The organism is Cognatishimia coralii (assembly GCF_037478305.1).
GTDB classification, from domain to species: Bacteria; Pseudomonadota; Alphaproteobacteria; order Rhodobacterales; family Rhodobacteraceae; genus Cognatishimia; species Cognatishimia coralii.
Window position 1 is genome coordinate 263,140 of the sequence record NZ_JBBGAZ010000003.1, and the last position, 22,231, is coordinate 285,370.

The window sequence follows — 22,231 nt, forward strand, 5'->3', positions numbered from 1 at the left end:
ATCACTCCTTTGCTGTTACCTCTTTGGTCTACGCCCCATAATCAGTATTTACAATGCATATTTTGTCGCATAGGAGTATTTCACACAAAAGAAAGGCTCTAGAATGCTCCGTTCCTCGACCCTCACTCCTGCCCTGACGATTTTGTGGGCTGGGGTTTCTCTGGGTGGCAATATCATTACGGCCCCTGCGAAGTTTCAGGTGCAAAGCCTGACGACTGTCGAGCTTTTGCAGGTTGGACGCGCGCAGTTCGCCTGGTTGGGGATTGCCGAGATCGCAATTGCAGTGGGTTTGGTTTTGGCCCTCATCGTCGCGCGACAACGGCCGAGTTGGACCCTGTTTGTGGCGCTTGTCCTACTGGCGGTTCAGCAAGGGATCTGGCAGCCAGCGTTGCAGGCGCGGTCAGATCTGATGGTCGCAGGCGGCACCCCCGAGGAAAGCCACCTGCATTTGATCTTTGTTGTCGCAGAGATTGCGAAGTTCTTCCTGCTGCTCGCGGCAGGGTCTCGGTTGCTTGCGCCTCGCGATGAACGGGCGCAAGCCATTTGACTTAAGCGGCTTCGCCCTTGGGTCGTCCTGCGGCGACCCAATAGCCGAGCCCCATGATCCCAGCACCTGCCACGGCATTGCCCGCCGACACATAGGCCAGATTACGCAGCGCGCCCATAAGCGAGATTTTGTCGGAGTGCTCTGACAAGAGCGATACAGAAAAGACGGTCATGTTGGCCACTGAATGCTCAAAGCCCGCCGCGATAAAGGCATAGAGGCAGAACCAGATGATCGCGACCCGCGCCATTTCGTTTTGCACGCGAGATCCCGTCCAGATCGCGAGGCACACCAGCCAGTTGCAGAGGATGCCGTTCAGGAACAGATGCATCCCGTCGCCATTCATCTTTTTGGCCGCCACCTTGTGCAACAGGCTGTCTTCAGCGCCCAGCACGATGCCTCCGCCGCCATAGACAAATAGGATGGCGAGGAACGCAGCCCCTACGAGATTGCCGCCCCAAGATGTCAGCCAGCAGCGCAAGAGGTCAGACACGCCGGTGCGCCCCGTCATCAGCCCCATGGTCATATACATCGTATGACCGGTATAAAGCTCGGATCCCGCAAAGATCACAAGGATCAGCGCGATGCCAAAACTCGCGCCCATGACGACGGGGCGAATACCGGGATCCACGCCCTGCCCGACCGAAAAAATCAACAGAATGCCAAGGCCAACATAGGCCCCCGCCATAATAGCAAGGACAAAAAAGCCCAGTGGGTCGCTCGCCAAATGGTCTCGCTTTGCAACGGCCGTATTGGCGAAATTAGTGACGGATGTGAGAAAACTCATGAAACTTACCTTTCGTTTCGCGGTGTGACGGGCTTGCGAAGACTGGGATGAGCCAAAGGATCACAAGGGCGAACGCAACAAGCGCAAAGCCATGTCCGAGGCGGACCTGATCGTCGACAAGATATGAATTACAGAGGCGCACCGGCGCGTGCGTATAGAGGAACCCCAAAAACAGGAGCATCGACACCGATTGGCACTTTAGGAAACCCTTGAGGAGCGATCCAAGATGTCTCCAGACCAGCGCGAGAGGTAGGCCGAACAAAAGCGGGATCGTCGCGAATTTCGCGATATGGCCTTGCCATGTGATCAGGGCTGCATCCAGCGAGCGCGGCAGCATCCAGATCGCGCCGACAACCAGCGCTAGGATCAGCACGGCTCTGACGACCTCTTTCGGCAGCTCCCACCGCGCCAGAGGCAAAAGCCAACCACAAATCGCAAGCAAAGGAATTTGCACCAGCATGTGAATGACCGGATCCGCCGCCACCCAAAACTGCGCACCACAGGCCAAGGCAAAAGCGGCCCCTGATAAACCCCAGCGCATCATGACGCGCCACTTTCGACTACGGATTGGATTTGATCAAAGGCGCGGGTGTCAAAAGCGCCCGCGAATTTGCCCTCGGCGTTGACATAGAGCACCGCAACATTGTGCTCATAGCCGCCCCAATTGTCGGGGATGACGGTGACATCAAAGGTGCGCAACAGCACCTTCAGGTCCTCTGCGCGCGGACGCGCTGCGGTCCACGGGTCTCCGGTGGCGGAATGAAGGTCGGCATAGTTTAGCAGAGCCTCAAGATCGTCATTCTCGGGATCGAAGCTCAGGGAATACATGGGTATGTCCAAACCCGCGCCGACCAGTTGGTCGCGCAGTTCGGCAAAGTCTCCGCCCGAGATCTGACAAAGGGTCGGACAGGTGGTGTAGATAAATTCGACAAGGGCCGGACCGTTTTCAGCGATGGTGACCCAATCGCCCTGCATGGTTTGCACGGGCACCGCAGGCACAGGGCGCGGGTCTCGCGCAACAGACACACGCCGCGCGCCTTCGGCCGTGAAAGCGCGCAACCCGTCGGTCGCCTGCCAGAGCGAGGCGCAGCCCAGAAGGGCTGCACCGAGAGTATATAGGACGCTCCGCATCAGTTGCGCCGCAAGAGGCCGCGGGCATAGCTGATCACCAGCCCGAGGGTTGCCAGAACAACGACCAGCGCAAAGAGGCTCGCGAGCTGGCTTTGCAGTTGCCAGTACTCATAGTGCACCGCCCAGCGACGTGGGATCGAGGCTGCACCAGACCAGAGGAACATCAGGACAAAACCTGCACCGCCGCCGATGTAGGCGCGCAGCAAGAGCTTATCGAGACCAGACATCGCCTCTTTGGTCTTGTCTTTGACCAGCCAAGCGGCAAAGCCAAAGGCCATCGCGACCTCACCCAGCAACAGATAGGTGTGGAAGTGACCCGGCACCCACATGGTGTTGTGAAGGATCTTATTGACCGCCACCATGCCGTCGATGATCGCCGGAATAACGCCGATGCCCCAGCCCACGGTACCCAGCACTAAGAGCGCAATCGGAAGGTCCCATTTCAGGCCAGAGCCCTTGATATAGACCGCCAGCGAGAAGACCGTGACGCCCATCAAAGGCACACCGGAAGAATACGAGATGATCTGGCCAACAGCCATCGTCCAGGCCGGCATATTCACGTCTTGCAGCGTGTGGTGGAAATAAACCGCCTGCACAAAGACAACGACCGCGAACCAAGCGCCTACGAACAGACGTGTGGTCTTCCATTTGCGGCCTGTGTAGTCGGGCAGCAGCTCGTAAACCGCCGTGACAGCCATATAAATGGTGGCGTTGATAAAGACGTGACCAAAGAAATAGATCGCGTTCTTTGCAATCAGCGGATCGACCTCAAAACCTGGGAACAAGAGGTTGATGATGCTTGCCGCAATCACCGCCGCGCCAAAGACGATGCCGATGGTGTTGAACACCAGAACAGACGAAGCCGCGATGATGGTCGGAGGAGGCACGTCCTCATCCGAGCCGCCAAAGAGGTAGGTCCAGCCAAGGCCGCGCAAGAGGCCTCCGTAACGGGTGATGATCTGGATGCCGAGCTCTAGGTAGTAGAGCAGGAAACCCACGCCGATAAAGAGATAGCCCAGGATAAAGGCCACGGCCGCACCTGCTTCCCATGCGCCACCAGACAAGGCGGGCAGCGGGTAAAGGAAGGTCCAGGCGCCGCCATATCCTCCGATAAAGATCGACCCGAGGATCAGAACAACGCCCAAAAGGAACAGACCCAAGAAGGCGATATAGATGCCAGTGCGTAAAGGCACGTGGCGCGCGGTGAAATACCACAGGATCGCAGCGCCCGAGAGGGCCGCCGATCCGACCATGCCGGCCCCATGAGCCGTCAGGAGTTGGTAAAAGATCGTCGGATCCAGATAGATCAGATCGCCCTGCGCCGCGCGCATGATCAGACCAAAGATCATCATCAAAAGGAACACGACACCGCCCAAAAGCATGGTCAGCTTGATGACCCCTTCGCTTTCTGGACGCGCTACAGGTTCAGTCACTGCATCGCTCATGAGCTGGCCTCCACTACGTCAAATTCATAGGTCATGTCGTGGTGCGCGATGCCGCAGAACTCCATGCAGAGGATCTGATAGGTGCCCGGCTCATCGAACGTGTAGACAATCGAGTTGGTGTAATTCGGCATCGCCTGAACCTGCACCAAGAGGCGCATTTCATCGTTGTAGATGCCGAGGCCGTGGTTCACGTCCTCAGAGGTGACGCGGAACTCGACTTGCTGGCCCAATGGGATTTCTGTGGTGTCGGTGTCCCACCACCATTGGCCCGAGGTAATATTGACGACCATTGCGTCTGCGCCGGGCGCAGAGTGTGGCCATTCACGCAAGGACGCGATCGAGACCACCACCCCCACAATGACCATGCCCCAAAGGAATTTGACGCGGGTTTGATTAACATTTGGCGATGGCGCTGGCCCATCGACGGCGAGAACAGCACGCAAGATAATGGCTAAAGTCCCCATCATCACCAGCAGCGTGATTAGTAAAATAGTGGCTTGCATGGCCCCCTCTTTCATAAGTGTGAGCAGGCCTCTTTCATATAATTGGTATTTTTAATGTCAATTTAAATTTGCACTTGGAATGCGGATTAATTTGACCTAGGTTTAGCTCATGCAGCTTTCAAAGTTTTCAGATTACGCGCTTCGGGTGATCGTTCACCTCGCCGCCTCCCCGGATCGTTTGATGTCCACGCGTCAGATCGCCGAGATCCATGACGCAAAGTATAACCACATGGCTAAGGTCACTGGCTGGCTTGTGTCCGAAGGCTATGCCGAATCCTTGCGCGGGCGTGGCGGCGGTTTGCGCCTGTCCAAAGAGCCCTCCCAGATCAGCCTTGGGGCCCTGTTGCGCCAGCTCGAAGAAGACAAGCCCATGGTGGAATGTCTGGGCGCGGATGGCGGCTCGTGCCGCTTGTCTCCGTCTTGCGGGCTGTCCGTGGCGCTCCAAAACGCGCAAGAAGCGTTTTTTCAGACGTTGGATCCAACAACCGTCGCGGATGTCATCACCTTGTCGCCCGGAATGGCGAACCTTCTAAATTTCCTGAACGACGAACCACTTAGGCCCGCCTCGAGTTCATAAATACTGACAGAAAAAGGGCCGCTCGTTGCAGAGCGGCCCTTTAGCGTTGGCAACGACAAAATGCCGTTGGGTCTATTTCATTTGCTCGGGAAGGAAGAGAGCAATCTGAGGAAAGAGCACCAACAGCAGCAAGCAAGCAGCCATGGCCAACCAGAACGGGAAAACCCCGCGGAAAATCGTGGACATCGGAACGTCTGCGGCGACGCCTTTCACCACAAAGACGTTGATGCCAACAGGCGGTGTGATGAGACCCATCTCGATCACGATCACTGCGATCACGCCAAACCAGATTGGGTCAAAACCCAAGCCCGTGATGATCGGGAAGACCACCGGAAGCGTCACAACCAACATCGCCAGACCATCAAAGAACATACCAAGGATGATATAGGCGATCAGGATCAGCAGCAGCGTGCCGTATTTGCCCAGACCCAAAGACTCAAGCCCATTGGCCAGCGTTTCAGGGATATGGGTCAGCGCCAAGAACGGGCCAAAGACATGCGCGCCGATGATGATCAAATAGAGCATCGCCGTCATCGTCACGGTCTCGATCAGAATGTCGGGGAAGTGCCCGAATTTCAGCTTGCCCGTGACCAAGGCCAGCACAGTCACCATGAAGGCCCCCACGCCCGCGGCTTCTACAGGCGTAAAGACACCAAGATAGATGCCGCCGATAGACACCAGGATCACCGAGATCAGCGGCAGCGCGCTGACAGATGCGCCCAGCTTTTCGGCCATTGATGTGATCGGACCCGCGGGGCCTTCATCTGGCTTAAAGAGCGTGATGCCGATGATCACCAGAACAAAAAGCGCCGACAACAGCAGACCCGGGACGATGCCCGCGATGAAGAGCTTGCCGATACTTTCCTCTGTCAGGATCGCATAAAGCACAAAGCCCGTGGACGGCGGGATCAGGATCCCCAACGTACCACCTGCGGCCACAGAGCCAGTTGCCAGACCGTCAGAATAGTTGAACCGCTTCATTTCTGGCAGAGCCACCTTGCCGATGGTCACAGCCGTCGCAACGGAAGAGCCACTGACCGCCGCAAAAGCTGCGCAGCCCATGACGGTCGAGGACGCGAGCCCGCCGCGGAAGCGTCCGACCCAAGCGTGTGCGGCCTCATAAAGGCGCTGCGAATAGCCTGCAGCCCCAGCCACATTGCCCATCAGAACGAACAGTGGAATGACCGACAGGCCGTAGGAGGTTACGGAAGAATAGGTTTCTGAGGACATGGTCGCGATCGCTGCACGCGAGCCGTCCATGACCCAGATCCCGCCCATACCGATGGCCAAAAGCGCCATGCCGACCGGAAGGCGGATCAACAGCCCGACAAAAAGGGCCGCAATGCCGAGGACGCCAATTAAAGTCTCACTCATATCCACGAACTCCATGGCGAATTTGAGAAATGATCTTAAGGACCAAGACACAGGCAAACAGCCCCATGCCCGCCGTGATCGCGCCGTAGGCAATCCAGACCGGGATCTCGATCATATTGGTGACGTCTTCGTACTCATAGGCATCTAGGGCCTTGTCCCAGGCTTTTTGCACCAGGAGGTAAAGAACAAAGACACCGATGCTGCGCGACACGAGATCACAAAAGAAACGGCCTGCGTCGCCGAGCATATTGTCGAAGATATCAACCCGAATGTGTTGCCCTTTGAGGGACGTATAGGGGATGGCCAGCATAACAACGACGGCCATTCCAATCTCGACCAGCTCCTGGTTGCCCAAGATCGGCTGGTTGAGAACATAGCGAAAGAACACGGCCACCGAGACAAGGATCATGATCGCAAAGAGCACGATGCCGCCAAGCAGGGCCGCGAAGCGGAAAACGCGCTCAAGGGTTCCCCCTTGAGCGCCGAGTTGTTCGGAAGCCGACATATGTCTTACTTCTTCAGAGCTGCGGACCAGGCGGCTGCGTTGATGCCGTCTGCTTCCAGTTCTGCGGTCACTTCACCGGCTAGTACGGAGGAGGCTGAGTTGAATTCCGCTGCGGCATCTGCAGAAAGGGTGATCACTTCGCCACCAGCGTCTTTCCAAGCTGCCAGAGCTTTGGTCGCGGCGTTGTCCATGGTGACACGGCCACCTTCAGACATTGCTGCGCCGGTCATGCCCTCGAGTTTCGCTTGGGTGTCCGCGTCCAGATCGTTCCAGCTGTCGCGGTTCATCACGAGCATGAACATAGAGTTGGTCGCATTCATGCCGGTGGTCACATATTTAGTAACTTCACCCAGCTTGAAGCTGTGCAGAACAGAAGTGTCCACCAGAACGCCGTCGATCACGCCGGTTTCCATAGAAGTGTAAACCTGCGTGATTGGCATGGAGACCGGGGTTGCACCCCATGCTTCAATCACACGACCGGTGTTCTTGGACGGAACGCGGATTTTCAGACCTGCCAGATCAGACAAGGAGTTCACTGGCTTTTCTGCCATCAGCAGAGCTGCTTCTTGAGAGTTCCAAAGACCCAGCAGCTTGGTGCGGCGGAATTCTTTGTCCAGCATGTCGATGTTTTCCCAAACCGCTTGGGTTGGGGTGTCAAAACCGGTGACCATGCCAGGGAGTTCAGCCATCAGAGTTTGTTTGAACTGGGACGCAGTGTAGCCAGGCAGCGCGTATACGATGTCCGCAACACCGTCGATGGCGCGGTCGTACTGCTTAACTGGACCAGCGCCCAATTCGCCGCCCGGATAGACGCGGATGGTTGTCTCGCCGCCGGTCGCTGCAGAAATCTGCTCGGCCAGTGGCAGGAACATCTCATTATGCAGGTGATACTTTGGCGACGCGAAGTGCGCCAGCTTCAACTCATCTGCCTGTGCAGTGACTGCAAAAGTCGCAAGGGCTGCTGCACCTGCGAGGGTTTTCATGAAAATAGACATTGGATTAACTCCTCCACTCAAAGTCTAAGCTAGTGAACCGCAGTGGGTTCGATTGCGATGTTGAACAGGACCTGTCGCTTTTCCTCGGTGGCGACTTTGATGGCCCGTTCCAGAGCCGCCGGCAACTCAGAGCCGGTGGTGACTGTTTCGGTGTAAGCGCGGCTGGCGCTTGCGGTTTGGGTAAAGTCAGGGCTTGGCTTGAGCGACGTCAGCGGAACCTCGTTGGATTTCGCCGCAAGACCGCCTTTGTAGAGCACTTGAACAGAGTGACGCACCGCACCCCATTCCTCATTATTCAGCACCAGAATGATCAAGGGCAGCTCAAGTGCCTCAAGCACTTGGTGACACACTGTAGGATTGGCGAACATGTAGCTGCCGTCACCCACGGTGGCAAAAACCAGACGGTCCCGATCCGCCAGCTGCGCACCAATTGCGGCCGGTACACCCCAGCCCAGCCCCCCAGAATGCGGCTCCTGGAAATAGCCTTGGTGTTGGTTCAGGTTCAGAGGCTCCAGCGGGCAGCCGAGCTCGTGATAGACACTCGCCTTTTTGCCAGAGGCGCGGATGGCCTGACCCAGACATAGGCTGACCCATTCTTTGGTCATCGGGCCGCGCTCGCCCTTGCGTGCCTCTTCAAAAACCATGCCCTGACGCGCTTTGCTGATCGCCGCGATTTTCTTGCGACGTTCATCCAATGCGGCTTCGTCGCGCGGCAGGTCTTTCATCGCCTCGGCCAAGGCAAAGATCGTATCGGCGGTTTCACCTACGACGGTAACGTCCGCCTTGAAGTTGCGCACAGGCGTACCTGTGAACAAAGGATCCGGTCCCATTTGGATCACTTTGACATCATCGCGCAGGGTGACCTTGTCAGGGAACCAAGGTGCGAGGCTGTTGATCACCAGCACCACATCTGCCTCAGCCAATAGCGCTTCGGGCGCCCAGCCGGTCTGCATCGGGTGGTCCAGTGGAATAGAGATCTGGTTCGCCCAATAGTGGTTCAACGGCAGCGCCCAGTCGGTGACAAAGTCGCTGAGGGCGTCGAACCCTTCTTGGGTGCCAGCGCCGCGCTGACTGATGATCAGCGGATTTTTCGCGCCTGCCAGCAGTTCAGCGGCACGCGCCAGAGACGCGCGATCCGGTGCTGCGATCACAGGGGCCATGATAGACGGCTGATCCAGCCCATCCGGTGGCGTCTGCTCACACAGCACCTCACGCGGGAGACTCATATAGATCGGGCCTTTGGGCGTCGAATTCGAGATCGCCCAACCGCGGTCAAAGAGGTCAGAGATTTGCTCTGGGAACTTCAGTTCATATTCCCACTTCGCGACTTCCCGCACTAGCGCGGTCTGGTCATACATTTCCTGACCCCAGCCGATCGGCACAGTGCGTGCGCCAAAGCGGTCTTTCTCCATCACGGGCGTGCGGCCAGACATCAACAGCATCGGAATATGATCGCAGGACGCATTGATCACGCCGGTTGCGCCGTTGGACAGACCCACATTGGTGTGCAGCATCACGGCCTGGATTTTGCCAGAGATCTGGTAGTAGCCATGCGCCATACCGACGGCCACCATCTCATGCGGGACAGTGATCGGGGTCGGCAGATCGATGCCTTTTTGGTTGGCTTCGATCAGACCCTCGATGATCGGCGGGAAGTCGGTGCCGGAGTTGGTAAACACATACTCAATCCCCAAGGCCTTCATCTTGCCGAAGATCGCGCCACCTGCGGTGACTGTCTCTTTTGTCATGTCCTTCGCCATAATGGACCTCAAATTGGGTAGTGTTGATCAGCGTCTTCGATTGTGATCCAGCGCAACTCGGTGAAGGCATCGATCCCTGCGGTACCACCAAAGCGGCCATAGCCAGACGCCTTCACGCCACCGAATGGCATCTGCGCTTCATCCGCAACAGTCGGGCCGTTCACATGCGCGATCCCGGTTTTCAGCTGACGGGCAATGTTAAAGGCACGACGGGTGTTGCGGCCATGCACTGCCGCGGTCAGGCCGTATTCTGTGTCATTGGCAATCCGGATTGCGTCTTGGGTGTCTTTCGCGCGGATAACCGTGGTCACTGGACCAAAGCTCTCTGCCGCGTAGATATCCATCTCGGGTGTCACACCGTCCACGATGGTTGGCGCCATGATCGAGCCGCTCTCTGGCACTCCACCGGTAACAACGGTTGCGCCTTTGGAAACTGCATCTTCAATCAATGACTTCACATGATGAATGGTATCGATATCGACGACCGAAGCAATGTGGACTTGTTCAGTCGGGTCACCCACAACCATGCTCTCTGCTTTCGCTTTGAAAGCGGCAACAAATTCCTCGGCGATTTCAGGTACCAGAACGACTTTCTCGGTCGACATGCAGATCTGACCCTGGTTCATGAAGGCCCCAAAGTTGGCCGCGTTCACAGCGCCGCCAATGTCGGCATCGTCCAGAACAATCAGCGGCGCTTTGCCACCCAGTTCCAGCAGGCAAGGCTTCAGATGTTTCGCCGCACGTTCCGCAATGATCTGACCCACGCGGGTAGAGCCCGTAAAGTTGATCCGACGTGTCAGCGGATGATCGATCAGAGCGTTCACGACCTCTGGACCGTCTTCTGCTGCGTGAGAGATGATATTGAGCACACCCTTGGGCAGCCCCCCTTCCACCATTGCATCGCCGATCAAACGATGCAGGCCCGGGCATTTCTCGGACGCTTTCATCACGACTGTATTGCCGCAGGCAATCGCCATGGCGAAACAACGCACACCCAGAATAACCGGCGCATTCCAAGGGGCCATGCCCACAAGCACACCAATCGGTTCACGGATCGCCATCGAGAGGCAGCCCGGTTTGTCCGACGGAATAATCTCGCCTTTGATCTGGGTCGTCATCGCAGCGGCTTCGCGCATAATGCGGGAGGCCAGCATGACGTTGAATCCAATCCAGCCCGCAGTGCCGCCCGTCTCTGCAGCGCCAAGGGCCGCAATATCACTCGAGCGTGCCTCAAGCGCATCCGCGCAGGCGTTCAAAATCGACCGGCGCGTATTTGGACCAGTCACTGACCAAGTCTCAAACGCGGCATCCGCGGCCATAACCGCGCGATCGACATCGCCAGCTTTCCCCGCAGCCGCGATGGTCACGACCTCTCCGGTCACCGGAGACCTGCGCTCGAAAGTCGATCCCGACTCAGACGCAACCGATTCACCGTCAATCAGGTGATCCACATTAAGAACTTTGGTCATTTTTCCTCCTAATCTCATTTTGTGAGATTGATATATCATTAATTGAGTTTTTGTGCTTTCGTCAAGCGATGATTGTCGGGACAAACTTTGAAGCCCGTTGTATGAAGCCAAAGAGAGAGGGTCACAGAGATGAGCACGCCATTAAACGGATCGGTCCTGAAGGCCTTTTCCATCCTGGGACTGTTTTCCAAAGACCGGCCCGAAATCACTGCAAATTCAGTGGCCTCTGAGCTTGGAACAAATGTCGCGACGGCGCATCGGTTTTTGCTGACGCTGGAGTCGATTGGCGTCCTGGTCAGCTATCGGCGCGGCTATTTCGCACTTGGCGGAACCATCGAAGAACTGGGCCGACTGGCAGAATCGGTCAACCCGATCTCGACCAAAGTGCAGCCCATTATCAACGAGGTCGCGCGAGAGATTCGCGAATCCGTCATGGTCTGCCGTTTGGGGCGCCGGGGGCCGACCTGCATCGCCGTTGCAGTCTCTGATCAGCCAATTTCGGTCAAAACAGATATCGGGACAGTCCTGCCAATAGATGTGACCGCGCACGGGCGCTTGTGGCTGACGCATATGTCGAAAGCGGATCGCGCCCATTGGCTGAAAGGCACGTCAAGCGACCTCGACGACGAGCTGGCTAAGATCAAATCCCAAGGGTTCGCGCAAAACCAAGGTGACAATGAACCCGACCTAGGGGCAGTTGCCGTTCCTGTTTTTGGTCACGATGGCAAGCTTGCAATGACCGTCAGCGTCTTCGGCATGTTGAGCCGATTCAATGACTCGCTCGTGTCCCGTTCCGTGACATCGCTAAAACAGGCCGCACGTGCGATTAGTAGCTAAGAGCCGTTTCTATCAGGCCGTCAAACCCAGACACTGACGCAAAGTTTCATCGGCGGTTTTGCCACGCAAAGTGCTGCGCTTTGCCAAAGGTCGAACTCGCTCACCAAAAACTTCGCCGAGATTGGATGCACCCGAAAAATACGGCTCCAATTCTGGGAAAACCGCCACGATTTCCGAGACCGCCTCTGCCCCGATTGCCGCAATCGCGCCTGCTCCTGGATACATGGTTTCCGTCGCAATGCCCTCGGCAAAGACAATTTCATGTCGATCACACAGGAAATGTGCGTAAGTCACGGAAACTACATCATCCTCGACAAAAGCAAACTCTGGCCCGGCCTCTTCAACGAGATGCTTGGCTCTGACCAGTTGATCCGAGACTTTCACCCCATGCTGTGGCGACACGCGAAGATCGGCCTCGTTGCCTAAAGCGCCTGCGGGGATCAGGATCGGCTTCAGCTCTGGCGCGAGTTCTAGTTCTTCGGTCAGAATATGCCTCAAGCCCACCCAGCGCACAGGCTGAAAACCGTTGTCCATTGTGCGCACCAGATCGCCGATGCGCAGCAATTCGACGGCCTTCGGTCCTTCGCTCGTCTCGATCATGGTCCCCGCCACAAAGCAGGGAATTCCAGCTGCCATCAGGCCGCTCTTGTCCATTTGCTCTGGCGTGACACCCTGCAAGACAACCGAGGAGCCATCTGGGAACGTTAAAAGCGCGTTGCCGTTTCCGTCGTCCGAGACGGATACGTCCTTGGTGCTGATCTGGTTGCCGTCTGCGTCTTCGAGGTCCTGAACGTCAAAGACGTCAAATGGCGCGCCGCTGCCGTCGTCTAGCGTAAAGTCGGTAATGACATCGGCCCCAGCAGCGGGGTTCATATCGATCACATCCGATCCTGTGCCCGTCGTGATGGTGTCGCTGCCTGATCCGCCAGTGATGCTGTCGTCGCCCGCCCCCGCTTCGAGTGCCAGCCCGCTCGACGCGGCAGATGCATCAATGGTGTCCGCATTGTCAGTAAGGGTCAGCCCTTCGATTTCAGAGAAGTCGACCGTATCAATTCCATCCGTCAGAGTGCCCGCACCGTCGCCGGTAAACGTCACATCGACACCATTGTTTTGGACACCAGAGGCATCGATCACATCAATGCCGGTTCCCCCGACGATTGTATCATCGCCAATGTCGATCGTATCGATGCCATCATAGTTGGTGTCGGTCAGAACAAAGCTGTCATCGCCTGCGCCACCCTGAAGCAAGTCGTCGTCCTGACGCCCCTCCAGCGTATCATTCCCATCGCCGCCAATCAGCGTGTCAAAGCCCTCGCTGCCCTCCATCCAGTCGGCACCTGTGCCGCCCTCAAGAAGGTCATCGCCGAAGGCCCCATACAGAGTGTCGTCACCCTCGCCACCCAAAACGGTGTCATTTCCGCCGTTGCCATCCACGAGATCGTTGCCGAGACCGCCAGACACAATATCGTCGCCAAGTTCGCCAAAGACGGTGTCCGCGCCATCGCCGCCACTCAGGGAATCCGCTCCGGCGCCACCAAGGATGCGATCATCCCCGAGGCCTCCGTCAACCGTGTCTGCCCCGTCCTGACCAAAGATCGTGTCCGCACCAACCCCGCCAAAGACGACGTCGTCTCCGGCTTCGGCATAAACAGCGTCGTCTCCATCGCCGGCATCAACGGTGTCGTTGTCATCCCCGGCGAATATGCGGTCCGCGCCGTCATCCCCGGTGATCGAGTCCTCGCCCGCGCCGCCAAAAACTGTGTCATCACCCGTGCCTGCCGTGACTGTATCGTTGCCTGAGCCAGCCTCGACGCGATCATTGTCGGCACCGGAAACGATGCTGTCCGCTCCGTCTTGCGCATAGATCTGATCTGCGCCGTCGCCGCCAAGGATCGTGTCAGCCGTTCCGCCGCCCCAGATCGTGTCTGCTCCGGCCCCACCATCCAGATAATCCGCGCCGCTGTTGCCCGCGAGGAAGTCGTCGCCCTCACCGCCCAACACCGTGTCGTCACCCGCGCCACCACGCAGCGTATCGCTGCCGATGCCGCCGTCCAGCACGTCGTTGCCGTCGTTTCCGTAAAGCTCGTCGTTTCCGTCGCCGCCCAAGAGCGAGTCATGGCCACCCTCGCCAAAGATCAGATCATTGCCGCTGGATCCATCGACGGTGTCGTTGTCCGCGCCGCCATAAACGGTGTCGTGACCGCTGCCTGCGGAAATGCTGTCAGCCCCTTCGTTACCTTCGACAAAATCGTCCCCTCCGCCCGCGGAAATCGTATCGTTGCCAAGGCCGCCGTAAACGCGATCCGCGTCGCTGCCCGCATCGATCCAATCATCCCCGAGGCCGCCGTCGACCGTGTCCATGCCTTCATGGGTTGCGATCCTATCGTCGCCGCCGCCGCCATCCACAGAGTCAGAGCCACCTTCGCCATAGATAACGTCAGCGCCCTCGCCACCCTGGATCGTGTCGTCGCCCGATGACGCCCAAATGGTGTCTGCCCCCGCACCGCCGATAACGGAGTCGTTGTCCGAGCCAGATTCGACATAGTCGTTGCCCTCGCCCGCATCGATCGTATCGGCTCCGGCTTGACCAAAGAGAGAGTCATTGCCGAGGCCGCCTATGATACTGTCATCGCCGCCTTGCCCCTCGATGCGGTCGTCGCCGCCGCCGCCGTCAATAGTGTCCGCGCCATCACCACCAGCTGATGTATCGTTGCCATCTCCAAGAATGAAATTTTCGTTGGCAGAATCTCCGAAGGCAGAGCTCGATCCGCCATGGGCCGTGATGCTGCCAAAACCCGACAAATCCACTGCAGGGTCGAGACGCACATTCACGCCGGCGCCTGTGCTATCCTCGCCGACGAAATAAGATGAGGTGCCATCGGATATCGAGAGGTAGCCATGGCTCGCATAAATATTGACAGAGTAGCTGTCAGGCAGCGCGCTGAAATCAAGCGTGTCCCCTGATCCCGACGAGGTTATTGTCTGCCAGAAATTCGGATCGTTCCAGTTTGCCTCGGTTACGATATAGTTCGCCATCGGACCCTCATGCGCTTGGGGCTTTTGCCCTGCTTACCCGTTAAGAGGCCGCCGTCACTGGCGAGATCCTGCCCGATCCCTTTTGCGCGCCCGCTTCAGCGTTTTGCGCTTGTCACCTCTGTTTGTCCAAACATGACACTGGTTAACTCTACGCTACATCATACAACACTCAACCGGTGGTGATATACCGCTTTTAACTACTATTTAGTTAAAGAACGTTAACCGCAAACTTGGGCGATTGAGGTGTAAAACCCGCTATTTGGCCGCCAATTCTGGATGTTCATAGGCTTCGGGATAGGGCATCGGGTGAAACGGTCCCAAAGGCACAACCCCGTTCCAGGAGCGCCCGAAATAGCCTTGACGGCAATGCAACAAAGACCCGCTTTCGGCGACACCTGGAAGAGCATAAACACGGCACAGCCAACGCCACAAATTTGGGTAATCCAGTATCCGTGCTCCGTTCAGTTTCATGCGCAGGTAGTAAACCGGGTCATGCCGATAGAGAGTTGGGAACAAACGCAAGTCCGCTTCGGTGAAGGCCTCGCCGGTGAGAAAACTTCGCCCATCCGACAATATCTCATCAAGCTTTGAGAGCGTTTCAAAATACGAAACATACGCCTGCGTATATACCGACTGATCCGAGGAAAACCCTGCTTTATAGGCGCCGTTGTTGATCGCAACATAGATATTCTCATTCAGCGCATCGATTTCTGCGATCACCCCTTCTGGACGCAAGTTCGGGAACTGGTCAAACGAGTGCGTACTGCCCAGCGCCAGCGCGTGTTCATCCAGCATTCGAATAATTTCGGCACTCTCGTTATTCACGATCCTATGCGTGACTTTGTCATAGAGAATGGGCACCGATTGCTCGTCAGACCCTTCCGCCTGATAAATCTGCTTCGCCAGCCGATAGGTTTGACCTGTTCCTGTATCAAGCGTGCATTCAGCCAACTCACTGCCTGTCAAAGTCGCTTTCCGGCCGGGTGAAAACTCCCAAAGGTTTGGCCCCACCGGATCGTCCTCGGTGGTTCGGTTTGGGAAGGCGACGTCCATTGTGATCGCTTCAGCAAGACCCAACACACCTCGTGTCAACGTAACCCGATGACACCACGGGCAATTGAGCGCCACGAAGAGGTGATATCGCCCGGGTTCGGGCGGAAATTCGGGATCACCGATGGCGTGGCGAAATCCACTCACCCCACGAACAAACTCTCCACTCGCACGCCGCGACTTGGCATCGGTTTGATCCTCTTGAGTGGATATGTCTTCGGTTCGGTTTCCCACGCGATGCCTCTTGGTCGATTTCAACAAGTGTCCTTCACAGAGTGAAATGCATCCCGCTTTAACGCAAGCTCGAAGCACGAGTGCCCGTGCACAGCATCTGTGCAGAGACAAAGAATGTGCCCGCAGGAAATTAGATCGAATTTTCTGATAGGTTTTGAGGCCAAATGAGTTACAAGTTTACGCCAATGCTGGCCACTTTTGTTCCCTACTCAGCCATCTATTCCCAATTCCTGGCGACGGACAAAGGTTTGCAGAGGATGAACCTTGCAAGGCTTGAAGCCCACGCGGCAACCTTTGGCTCAACGCGATCCGCCGAGGATTTGTTCCACATCTTTGGCGATACTCTGATCCATCATTCATCTGATTTTGATTTAGCAAACGGCGGCGCCGAATAGACTTCGAAGCCGCCGTTTCTTCATACGCTCCTACCCAAACCGAGCAGGTTTAAATAAGGAACCCGTCCCCATCCAAAGTTATGGATACGGTTGTCTGAGCTAGGTCTTCCTCTTCGTCAGAGACCCCAACCGTATAGTCAATTGTCAGAGTTTCTCCGTCAGCCAATGCGGCCGCAACGGCAGACTGCGCAGCGCTTGGAACATTGATGGTCCAGTCCACTGTGTCTCCGGCCTGATCGACAGCATCAAATGAGATGAAGTCAAAGACATCGATACCCGCCAGCGCAGAAGCATCCCCCGTGATCGTCGCATCCGTGGCAGCGACCGTATGGGTGTCGCCATTGTCCACATCCGAGAATGCGATGGTACCACTGTCGAGCGCGCTGTAGGTCACGCTCTCAACAACCGGCGCATCGTTTTCGCCGCGTGCGGTGAAAGTGAGCGTCGCGGAGGCTTGCGCTCCGGAGGCATCTGTCACGGTGTAGGTAAAGGTCTCTTCAGCCGTTTCGCCTTTGGCCAGCGGCGCGTAAAGCGTCAGGTTCGGAGAAATGGTGATCTCTGTACCATTGACCGTCGCCGTGGATCCATTGGACCCAACCGCGTCGACAGTGACCGTCAGGGTGTCGCCACCTGGCAGGTCTACATCGTCGATCTTGTCGGCCACATCAACAACAACGCCGTCAGCCAACGTGCCATTTCCAATCGGCTGAACAGCACCAACCATCACATCTGTGGAGTTCCCAAGATATGATCCCGAACTGCTGTAGTTCTGGGTGTTGTTATACCAGGTGATTGCGAAACCACCGCCTGACAGCGCCGCAACCTCGGGTGAAGACTCCGACGAGCGGTCATTGCCAGAGCTGTCTTGATCAACGGTCCCAAAGTCGATCACATCGCCAACACGTTCACCCTCTGCGTTAAACAGCTGCGCCTGGATGAGCTGCTCGCTGCTGACAAAGGTAGACCCACTGTAAGTCCGTTGGTTGCTTTGCCAAACGACGACATAGCCCCCTCCTTCGAGGTTTGTGACAACCGGATTGTAATCGCGGAACTCGTCATATTCTGACGACCCGCTTGTTCGGTAAACGGTCTGACTCAGCTTCTCACTCGCGCCAACTTGTGCGCCATCCGCATCAAAGCGCTGCACCCAGATATCGGAGTCATAGCCGGTCTGCGTCGTGCCGCTGTAGTCGTAGTAATCGCCCTGCCATACAACAACAAAGCCTCCGTCCTCAGTCGCCGTGATATTAGGCGCCTGATCATAGTGGCGATCATAGGTGTCAGTCGAATAAGACGTGTCCACCGATCCAAGCGAAACCGCTTGGTTCACGGCTTGCCCATTGCCATCATAGACTCGCACGTAGACATTGTTTTCTGAAGAGGTTCTTGTGGACCCGCTGTAGGTGCTGTGCTCACCGTACCAGACAACGGCATAGCCACCATCCGAAAGTGCTGTGACTTCTGGATTATAGTCACGATGCGCGTCTCGCGTGGAACTGCCAGAGGTATAGTTCACGGTCTGAGTTACTTGCTGGGTCGCGCCTTGAACAGTTCCGTCAGCGTTGAACAACTGGATAAAGACGTCTTGGGATTGGCCCACGTAAGTTGTGCCACTGTAGTTAGAATAACTGCCGTGCCAGACCACCGCAAAACCGCCGTCGTCCGAGGTCGCGATACGAGGTTCATACTCGAAGTGACGGTCAACATTGTCGCCGCTATACGACCGATCATCGCTTCCAAGCTCCACCGCACTGCCGCGTGCGGTGCCATCTGCGTCAAAGGTTTGAACTTTGATCTGCTGGTCACGTGACGTGGTGATGACTGACGTGCCGCTCAAGGCATATTCCTGCGATTGCCAGGTGATCGCCACGCCGCCGTCAGCAAGGCCTCCGATGGTTGGATTGTAATCCTGGAAGGCATCAAACTGCGTGATCGAGCCATTTGTCGCGTGGACGGTTTGGCTGACCTGAATTGGATCCGTGCTTGTTGGATCACCAGTGGCATCAAACACTTGCACAAAGATATCACGTTCATAGCGTGTTGTGGTTGTGCCCGTGTAGGACCGGTAATCCCCGTACCAAACCATCGCAAACCCGCCGTCCGGCATTTCTGTCAGCATTGGGCGATAATCATAAGAGCGATCTAAGTCGTCGTAGATATTGCTTTGGTCGACCTCGCCAAAGGTTTGGATACCTCCGACCGGATTGTGCTCCGCATCATAGATCTGAACCGCGATCTGGTCTTCTCGCGACACCTGCGTGCTTCCAGAATAGGTTCCGTCCTGTTGCCTCCATGCGACCGCATAGCCTCCGTCACCAAAGGCAACGACCTGCTGCTCTCTATCGTAGTTCGCATCATAGGTGCGCGATCCGCTGGTGTATGGATCAGTGACCGACACCTGTTGCTGGTTGGTTTCCGGAACTTCGGCATAGACATACCCGTTCGATATCGCGGCCGCCTGTGCCGTCGGCGCATCGTTTTCGCCCGTGATCGTCACTGTGGCCGTTGCCGTCGATGATTTACCGGCAGCATCCCGCACCGTGTATTTGAAGGTATCGGTTGTGGTCTCACCAACGGCCAGAGCCTCGAATGCGCCGTTCGGATCATAGTCGAAGGTGCCATCGCCATTGTTGGTCACAACGCCCAGAGTATCGGCAGTATTCACCGAATAGGTATGGGTGTCGTTGGTGTCGACGTCCGTGAAGTCTGCTGTCAACGTTGTCGCAGGGCCGTCTTCGTCCGCAGCACCAGAAATGGCATTGGCTTCGGGTTTGTCGTTGTTACCGGTGACCGTCAGCGTGATGGTCGCTGTCGCCTGAGCTCCGGCCAGATCCGTGACCGTATAGGTGAAGGTCTCGTCCTCGGTCTCATCCTTGCCCAGCGCCGCATAATAGGCCGCGTTTGGAAGCAGGGAAATCACCGTGCCATTCACCGTCGCAGTCGAGCCGTTGGACCCGGTCGCCACCGTGACCGTCAACTGGTCGCCATCGGGAATATCAGCATCATCAATCAGATTGGCGACGTCGACCTCGACCGGATCAGTCAGCTCTGTGCCACCGCCGCTTGCGTGAACCGCTGCCACGTACACGTCAGTGCTATTGCCCGTGTAGCTTCCGGAAGAGGTGTAGTAGTTCGTGTAGTTGTACCAAGTGATGGCAAACCCACCGTCATTCAAAGCCGTGACGCGCGCCTGACTGTCTTGAGACCTGTCATAGCCACTCGCGTCTTGGACCACATTGCCCAGCGTAATCAAATCGCCAACTGCATTGCCTTCTTCGTCGAAACGTTGGGCCTGAACGACCTGCTGGCTTTCGACAAACGTGGACCCGTTGTAGGTTTGCTGATTGGAATACCATGTGACCACAAAGCCACCGCCCAGAAGATCAGTGATCTGAGGGTCGCTGTCCCCGATGCTATCATAGAGCTGGTAGCTGCCGGTGGTGCGCTCGCCTGTTTCGCTGATCTTTTGTGCGGCCGCGACAGCGTCCCCGTTCTCGTCAAACTTTTGCACATAGATGTCGCGGGTGTATTCAATCGCAGTTGTTCCGCTATACGCAAAGTAATTTCCATACCACGTGACAACAAACCCACCATCCGCGGTCCCGGCGACCTTTGGATTATAGTCATAAGCCCGGTCGCGATCATCTGGACTGTAAGAGGTGTCGACCTCGCCGATGGACAGTTCTCCGGTGACCGGTTGACCATCCGCATCATAGACTCTCGCCCAGATATTTTCTGCAGAAGAAACGAAAGTCGAGCCATTGTATTCCTCGTGCCGTCCACTCCAGGTGACAACGTAGCCGCCATTTTCCAGAGCTGCGATTTCCGGTGTGTTGTCGCGATAGGCGTCATTCGTACGACCATTGCTTTGGTAGGACTCCGTTTGCGACACTTGCACAGAGTTGCCCTGCGCAACACCGTCCGCGTCAAACCGCTGCAGGAAGATGTCATTGGAAAAACCAACATATGTCGTGCCGGAGTAATTATTGTACTGCCCCTGCCAGACCACCGCAAAGCTGCCATCTTCTGACGCTGCAATTTTTGGGATATAGTCCGTGTGGCGGTCGATATTATCCTGGCTGTAAGACCTGTCGATGCTCCCCAAAGAGACTTCTGCGCCGCGCGCCGTGCCATCATTGTCAAATGCACGGACATAAACGTTTTGCTCATAAGAGCGGCTGTCGAGTGTCGTGCCACTGACATCATAATGGTTACCGCGCCAGGATACCGCGATGCCACCGTCGGCAAGCGCTGCGATCTCAGGCTGATAATCTTGGAAGGCGTCGTAAGCCGTAGTGCTGCCATTTGCAGCCGGCACGGTCTGAGACACTTTGATCGGATCAGAGCTGGTCGGTGCGCCGCTCGCGTCAAAGATCTGAACGTAGATATCGCGTTCATATTGAGTCTGTGACGTTCCAGTATAGGACCGGTAGTCACCCTCCCACGTCATGGCAAAGCCACCGTCAGACATGCTGACCATACGGGGATTGTACTCAAAGGCTCGGTCTACGTCCGTGTCGCCGCTGTAAGTGGTATCAATTTCTCCAAACAGCATCTTTGCACCAACAGGCTGATCATCTGCGCCGTAAATCTGTACGGCAATCTGGTCGGTTTGCGATGTTCTGGTTGTGCCTGAGTATTCGGCGTCAATTTCACGCCAGGCAACTGCGTACCCCCCGTCGCCAAAGGCAATGACCGATGGATTATAGTCACTGTTTGCGTCGTATTGATAAGATCCACTCTGATATTGATCTGTTGTGGACACTTGTTGCGACGTCACAACTGGGTTTTCATCAAAGACAAAGCCCGCACCCTCTGGTGCAACTGCCGTATCCTGTGCCGTTGGCGCGATATTGTCGGTGACGCCGGTCACGGTCATCGTCGCAGTATTGCTGACCGTGGTTGTGCCATCGTCAATGTCATAGCTGATTGTGACAACGCGGCTTTCGCCCTGCCCCAGATCCTCGCCATATTGGATCGGATCAATCGAGATCGTGCCGTCGCCATTGTCAGTGAAGCTCAGAGCAACGCCCATGTCGTCCACAACGCTAATGCCAGACACAGACAGGTTGTCTCCGTCGATGTCCGTCGCACTCGCCAATAGATCAATCGTCTGAGATCCGCCGTCCTCGTCCACTGTTCCAGCGTTGATAGCCGCTGCTGCTGGCGCGTCGTTAATACCTGTGATGGTGATGGTTGCCGTCTCGGTCGAAGTGCCGCCGTTGCCATCATCCACGGTGTAGGTAAAGCTGTCAGTCGAGGTCTCACCTTCTGCCAGATGCTCAAAGGCTCCGTTGGCCGAATAGGTAAAGGTGCCGTCACCGTTATTTGTGACCTCGCCTTGTGTCCCTGTCGTATCCACGCTGAAGCTATGGGTATCCGTTGTATCTACGTCGCTGAAATCAGCGGACACAGTCACCGTATCCGGCGCAGGTTGCGGAACTGATGTGAATTGCACAGCACCCACGTCAATATTCCCAACACGATTGTCCTGGAACGAGATAATCTCTGCTGAAATCTCATAAGTCGTTGGACCATCTGGTGTTTCTACGTCTGGCACAGAAATTGTCAGCGTCGCGTTGGAGACGC

At 56.4% G+C, this 22,231-nt stretch carries 17 protein-coding genes; 4 read left to right on the forward strand and 13 right to left on the reverse strand.

Features of this window, described 5'->3' with window-relative positions; genetic code table 11:
- Positions 1-103 precede the first annotated feature (103 nt).
- The gene (locus tag WG622_RS08730) at positions 104-547 is read left to right on the forward strand and encodes a hypothetical protein (RefSeq protein WP_339403243.1); all 444 of its coding nucleotides are present in this window, start codon (positions 104-106) and stop codon (positions 545-547) included.
- 1 nt (position 548) lies between these two features.
- On the opposite strand, the gene WG622_RS08735 is transcribed toward WG622_RS08730, so the two are convergent.
- The 5 genes from WG622_RS08735 to WG622_RS08755 are packed head-to-tail and all read right to left on the reverse strand — an operon-like array spanning position 549 to position 4,410.
- Complete coding sequence (locus WG622_RS08735) at positions 549-1,331, reverse strand: formate/nitrite transporter family protein (protein ID WP_339403244.1); 783 nt, start codon at positions 1,329-1,331, stop codon at positions 549-551.
- Entirely contained in the window at positions 1,306-1,875 is a 570-nt protein-coding gene (locus tag WG622_RS08740) for a hypothetical protein (protein WP_339403245.1), read from the reverse strand. The genes WG622_RS08735 and WG622_RS08740 overlap by 26 nt, the downstream gene beginning before the upstream one ends.
- Complete coding sequence (locus WG622_RS08745) at positions 1,872-2,462, reverse strand: SCO family protein (protein ID WP_339403246.1); 591 nt, start codon at positions 2,460-2,462, stop codon at positions 1,872-1,874. The genes WG622_RS08740 and WG622_RS08745 overlap by 4 nt, the downstream gene beginning before the upstream one ends.
- The gene (locus WG622_RS08750; RefSeq protein WP_339403247.1) at positions 2,462-3,907 is read right to left on the reverse strand and encodes a cbb3-type cytochrome c oxidase subunit I; all 1,446 of its coding nucleotides are present in this window, start codon (positions 3,905-3,907) and stop codon (positions 2,462-2,464) included. Before WG622_RS08750 ends, WG622_RS08745 begins: the two co-directional genes overlap by 1 nt.
- Positions 3,904-4,410, reverse strand: coding sequence for a cupredoxin domain-containing protein (locus tag WG622_RS08755; protein ID WP_339403248.1), 507 nt, complete (start codon positions 4,408-4,410; stop codon positions 3,904-3,906). Before WG622_RS08755 ends, WG622_RS08750 begins: the two co-directional genes overlap by 4 nt.
- A 109-nt stretch (positions 4,411-4,519) precedes the next feature.
- Here WG622_RS08755 and WG622_RS08760 point away from each other — a divergent pair, with 109 nt between their 5' ends.
- Positions 4,520-4,987: an RrF2 family transcriptional regulator gene (locus WG622_RS08760; RefSeq protein WP_339403249.1), complete on the forward strand. Its 468-nt coding sequence runs from the start codon at positions 4,520-4,522 to the stop codon at positions 4,985-4,987.
- A gap of 72 nt (positions 4,988-5,059) precedes the next feature.
- Here WG622_RS08760 and WG622_RS08765 read toward each other — a convergent pair whose 3' ends face one another.
- The 5 genes from WG622_RS08765 to WG622_RS08785 are packed head-to-tail and all read right to left on the reverse strand — an operon-like array spanning position 5,060 to position 11,090.
- A complete protein-coding gene (locus WG622_RS08765) occupies positions 5,060-6,361 on the reverse strand; it encodes a TRAP transporter large permease (protein WP_339403250.1) in 1,302 nt (433 codons plus the stop codon).
- Positions 6,354-6,866, reverse strand: a complete 513-nt coding sequence (locus WG622_RS08770) for a TRAP transporter small permease (RefSeq protein WP_339403251.1) — start codon at positions 6,864-6,866, stop codon at positions 6,354-6,356. Before WG622_RS08770 ends, WG622_RS08765 begins: the two co-directional genes overlap by 8 nt.
- Before the next feature lie 5 nt (positions 6,867-6,871).
- The gene (locus WG622_RS08775; RefSeq protein WP_339403252.1) at positions 6,872-7,861 is read right to left on the reverse strand and encodes a TRAP transporter substrate-binding protein; all 990 of its coding nucleotides are present in this window, start codon (positions 7,859-7,861) and stop codon (positions 6,872-6,874) included.
- A 29-nt stretch (positions 7,862-7,890) separates the two neighbouring features.
- Positions 7,891-9,609 (reverse strand): thiamine pyrophosphate-requiring protein, encoded by a 1,719-nt coding sequence (locus WG622_RS08780; protein WP_339403253.1) that lies wholly within the window; start codon positions 9,607-9,609, stop codon positions 7,891-7,893.
- A gap of 20 nt (positions 9,610-9,629) precedes the next feature.
- On the reverse strand, positions 9,630-11,090 hold the full coding sequence (locus tag WG622_RS08785; protein ID WP_339403254.1) for an aldehyde dehydrogenase: 1,461 nt from the start codon (positions 11,088-11,090) through the stop codon (positions 9,630-9,632).
- 129 nt (positions 11,091-11,219) lie between these two features.
- Between WG622_RS08785 and WG622_RS08790 the strand changes: the two genes are divergently transcribed.
- Positions 11,220-11,927 (forward strand): IclR family transcriptional regulator, encoded by a 708-nt coding sequence (locus WG622_RS08790; RefSeq protein ID WP_339403255.1) that lies wholly within the window; start codon positions 11,220-11,222, stop codon positions 11,925-11,927.
- A gap of 12 nt (positions 11,928-11,939) precedes the next feature.
- Here WG622_RS08790 and WG622_RS08795 read toward each other — a convergent pair whose 3' ends face one another.
- Complete coding sequence (locus WG622_RS08795) at positions 11,940-14,963, reverse strand: Hint domain-containing protein (protein WP_339403256.1); 3,024 nt, start codon at positions 14,961-14,963, stop codon at positions 11,940-11,942.
- Between the two features lie 255 nt (positions 14,964-15,218).
- Positions 15,219-16,247 carry a glutathione S-transferase C-terminal domain-containing protein gene (locus WG622_RS08800; protein ID WP_339403257.1) on the reverse strand — a complete coding sequence of 343 codons (1,029 nt, stop codon included), beginning with the start codon at positions 16,245-16,247 and terminating at the stop codon, positions 15,219-15,221.
- A 164-nt stretch (positions 16,248-16,411) separates the two neighbouring features.
- Here WG622_RS08800 and WG622_RS08805 point away from each other — a divergent pair, with 164 nt between their 5' ends.
- Complete coding sequence (locus tag WG622_RS08805) at positions 16,412-16,642, forward strand: hypothetical protein (protein WP_339403258.1); 231 nt, start codon at positions 16,412-16,414, stop codon at positions 16,640-16,642.
- 49 nt (positions 16,643-16,691) lie between these two features.
- Here WG622_RS08805 and WG622_RS08810 read toward each other — a convergent pair whose 3' ends face one another.
- The gene (locus WG622_RS08810; protein ID WP_339403259.1) at positions 16,692-22,202 is read right to left on the reverse strand and encodes a cadherin-like domain-containing protein; all 5,511 of its coding nucleotides are present in this window, start codon (positions 22,200-22,202) and stop codon (positions 16,692-16,694) included.
- Positions 22,203-22,231: the final 29 nt, after the last annotated feature.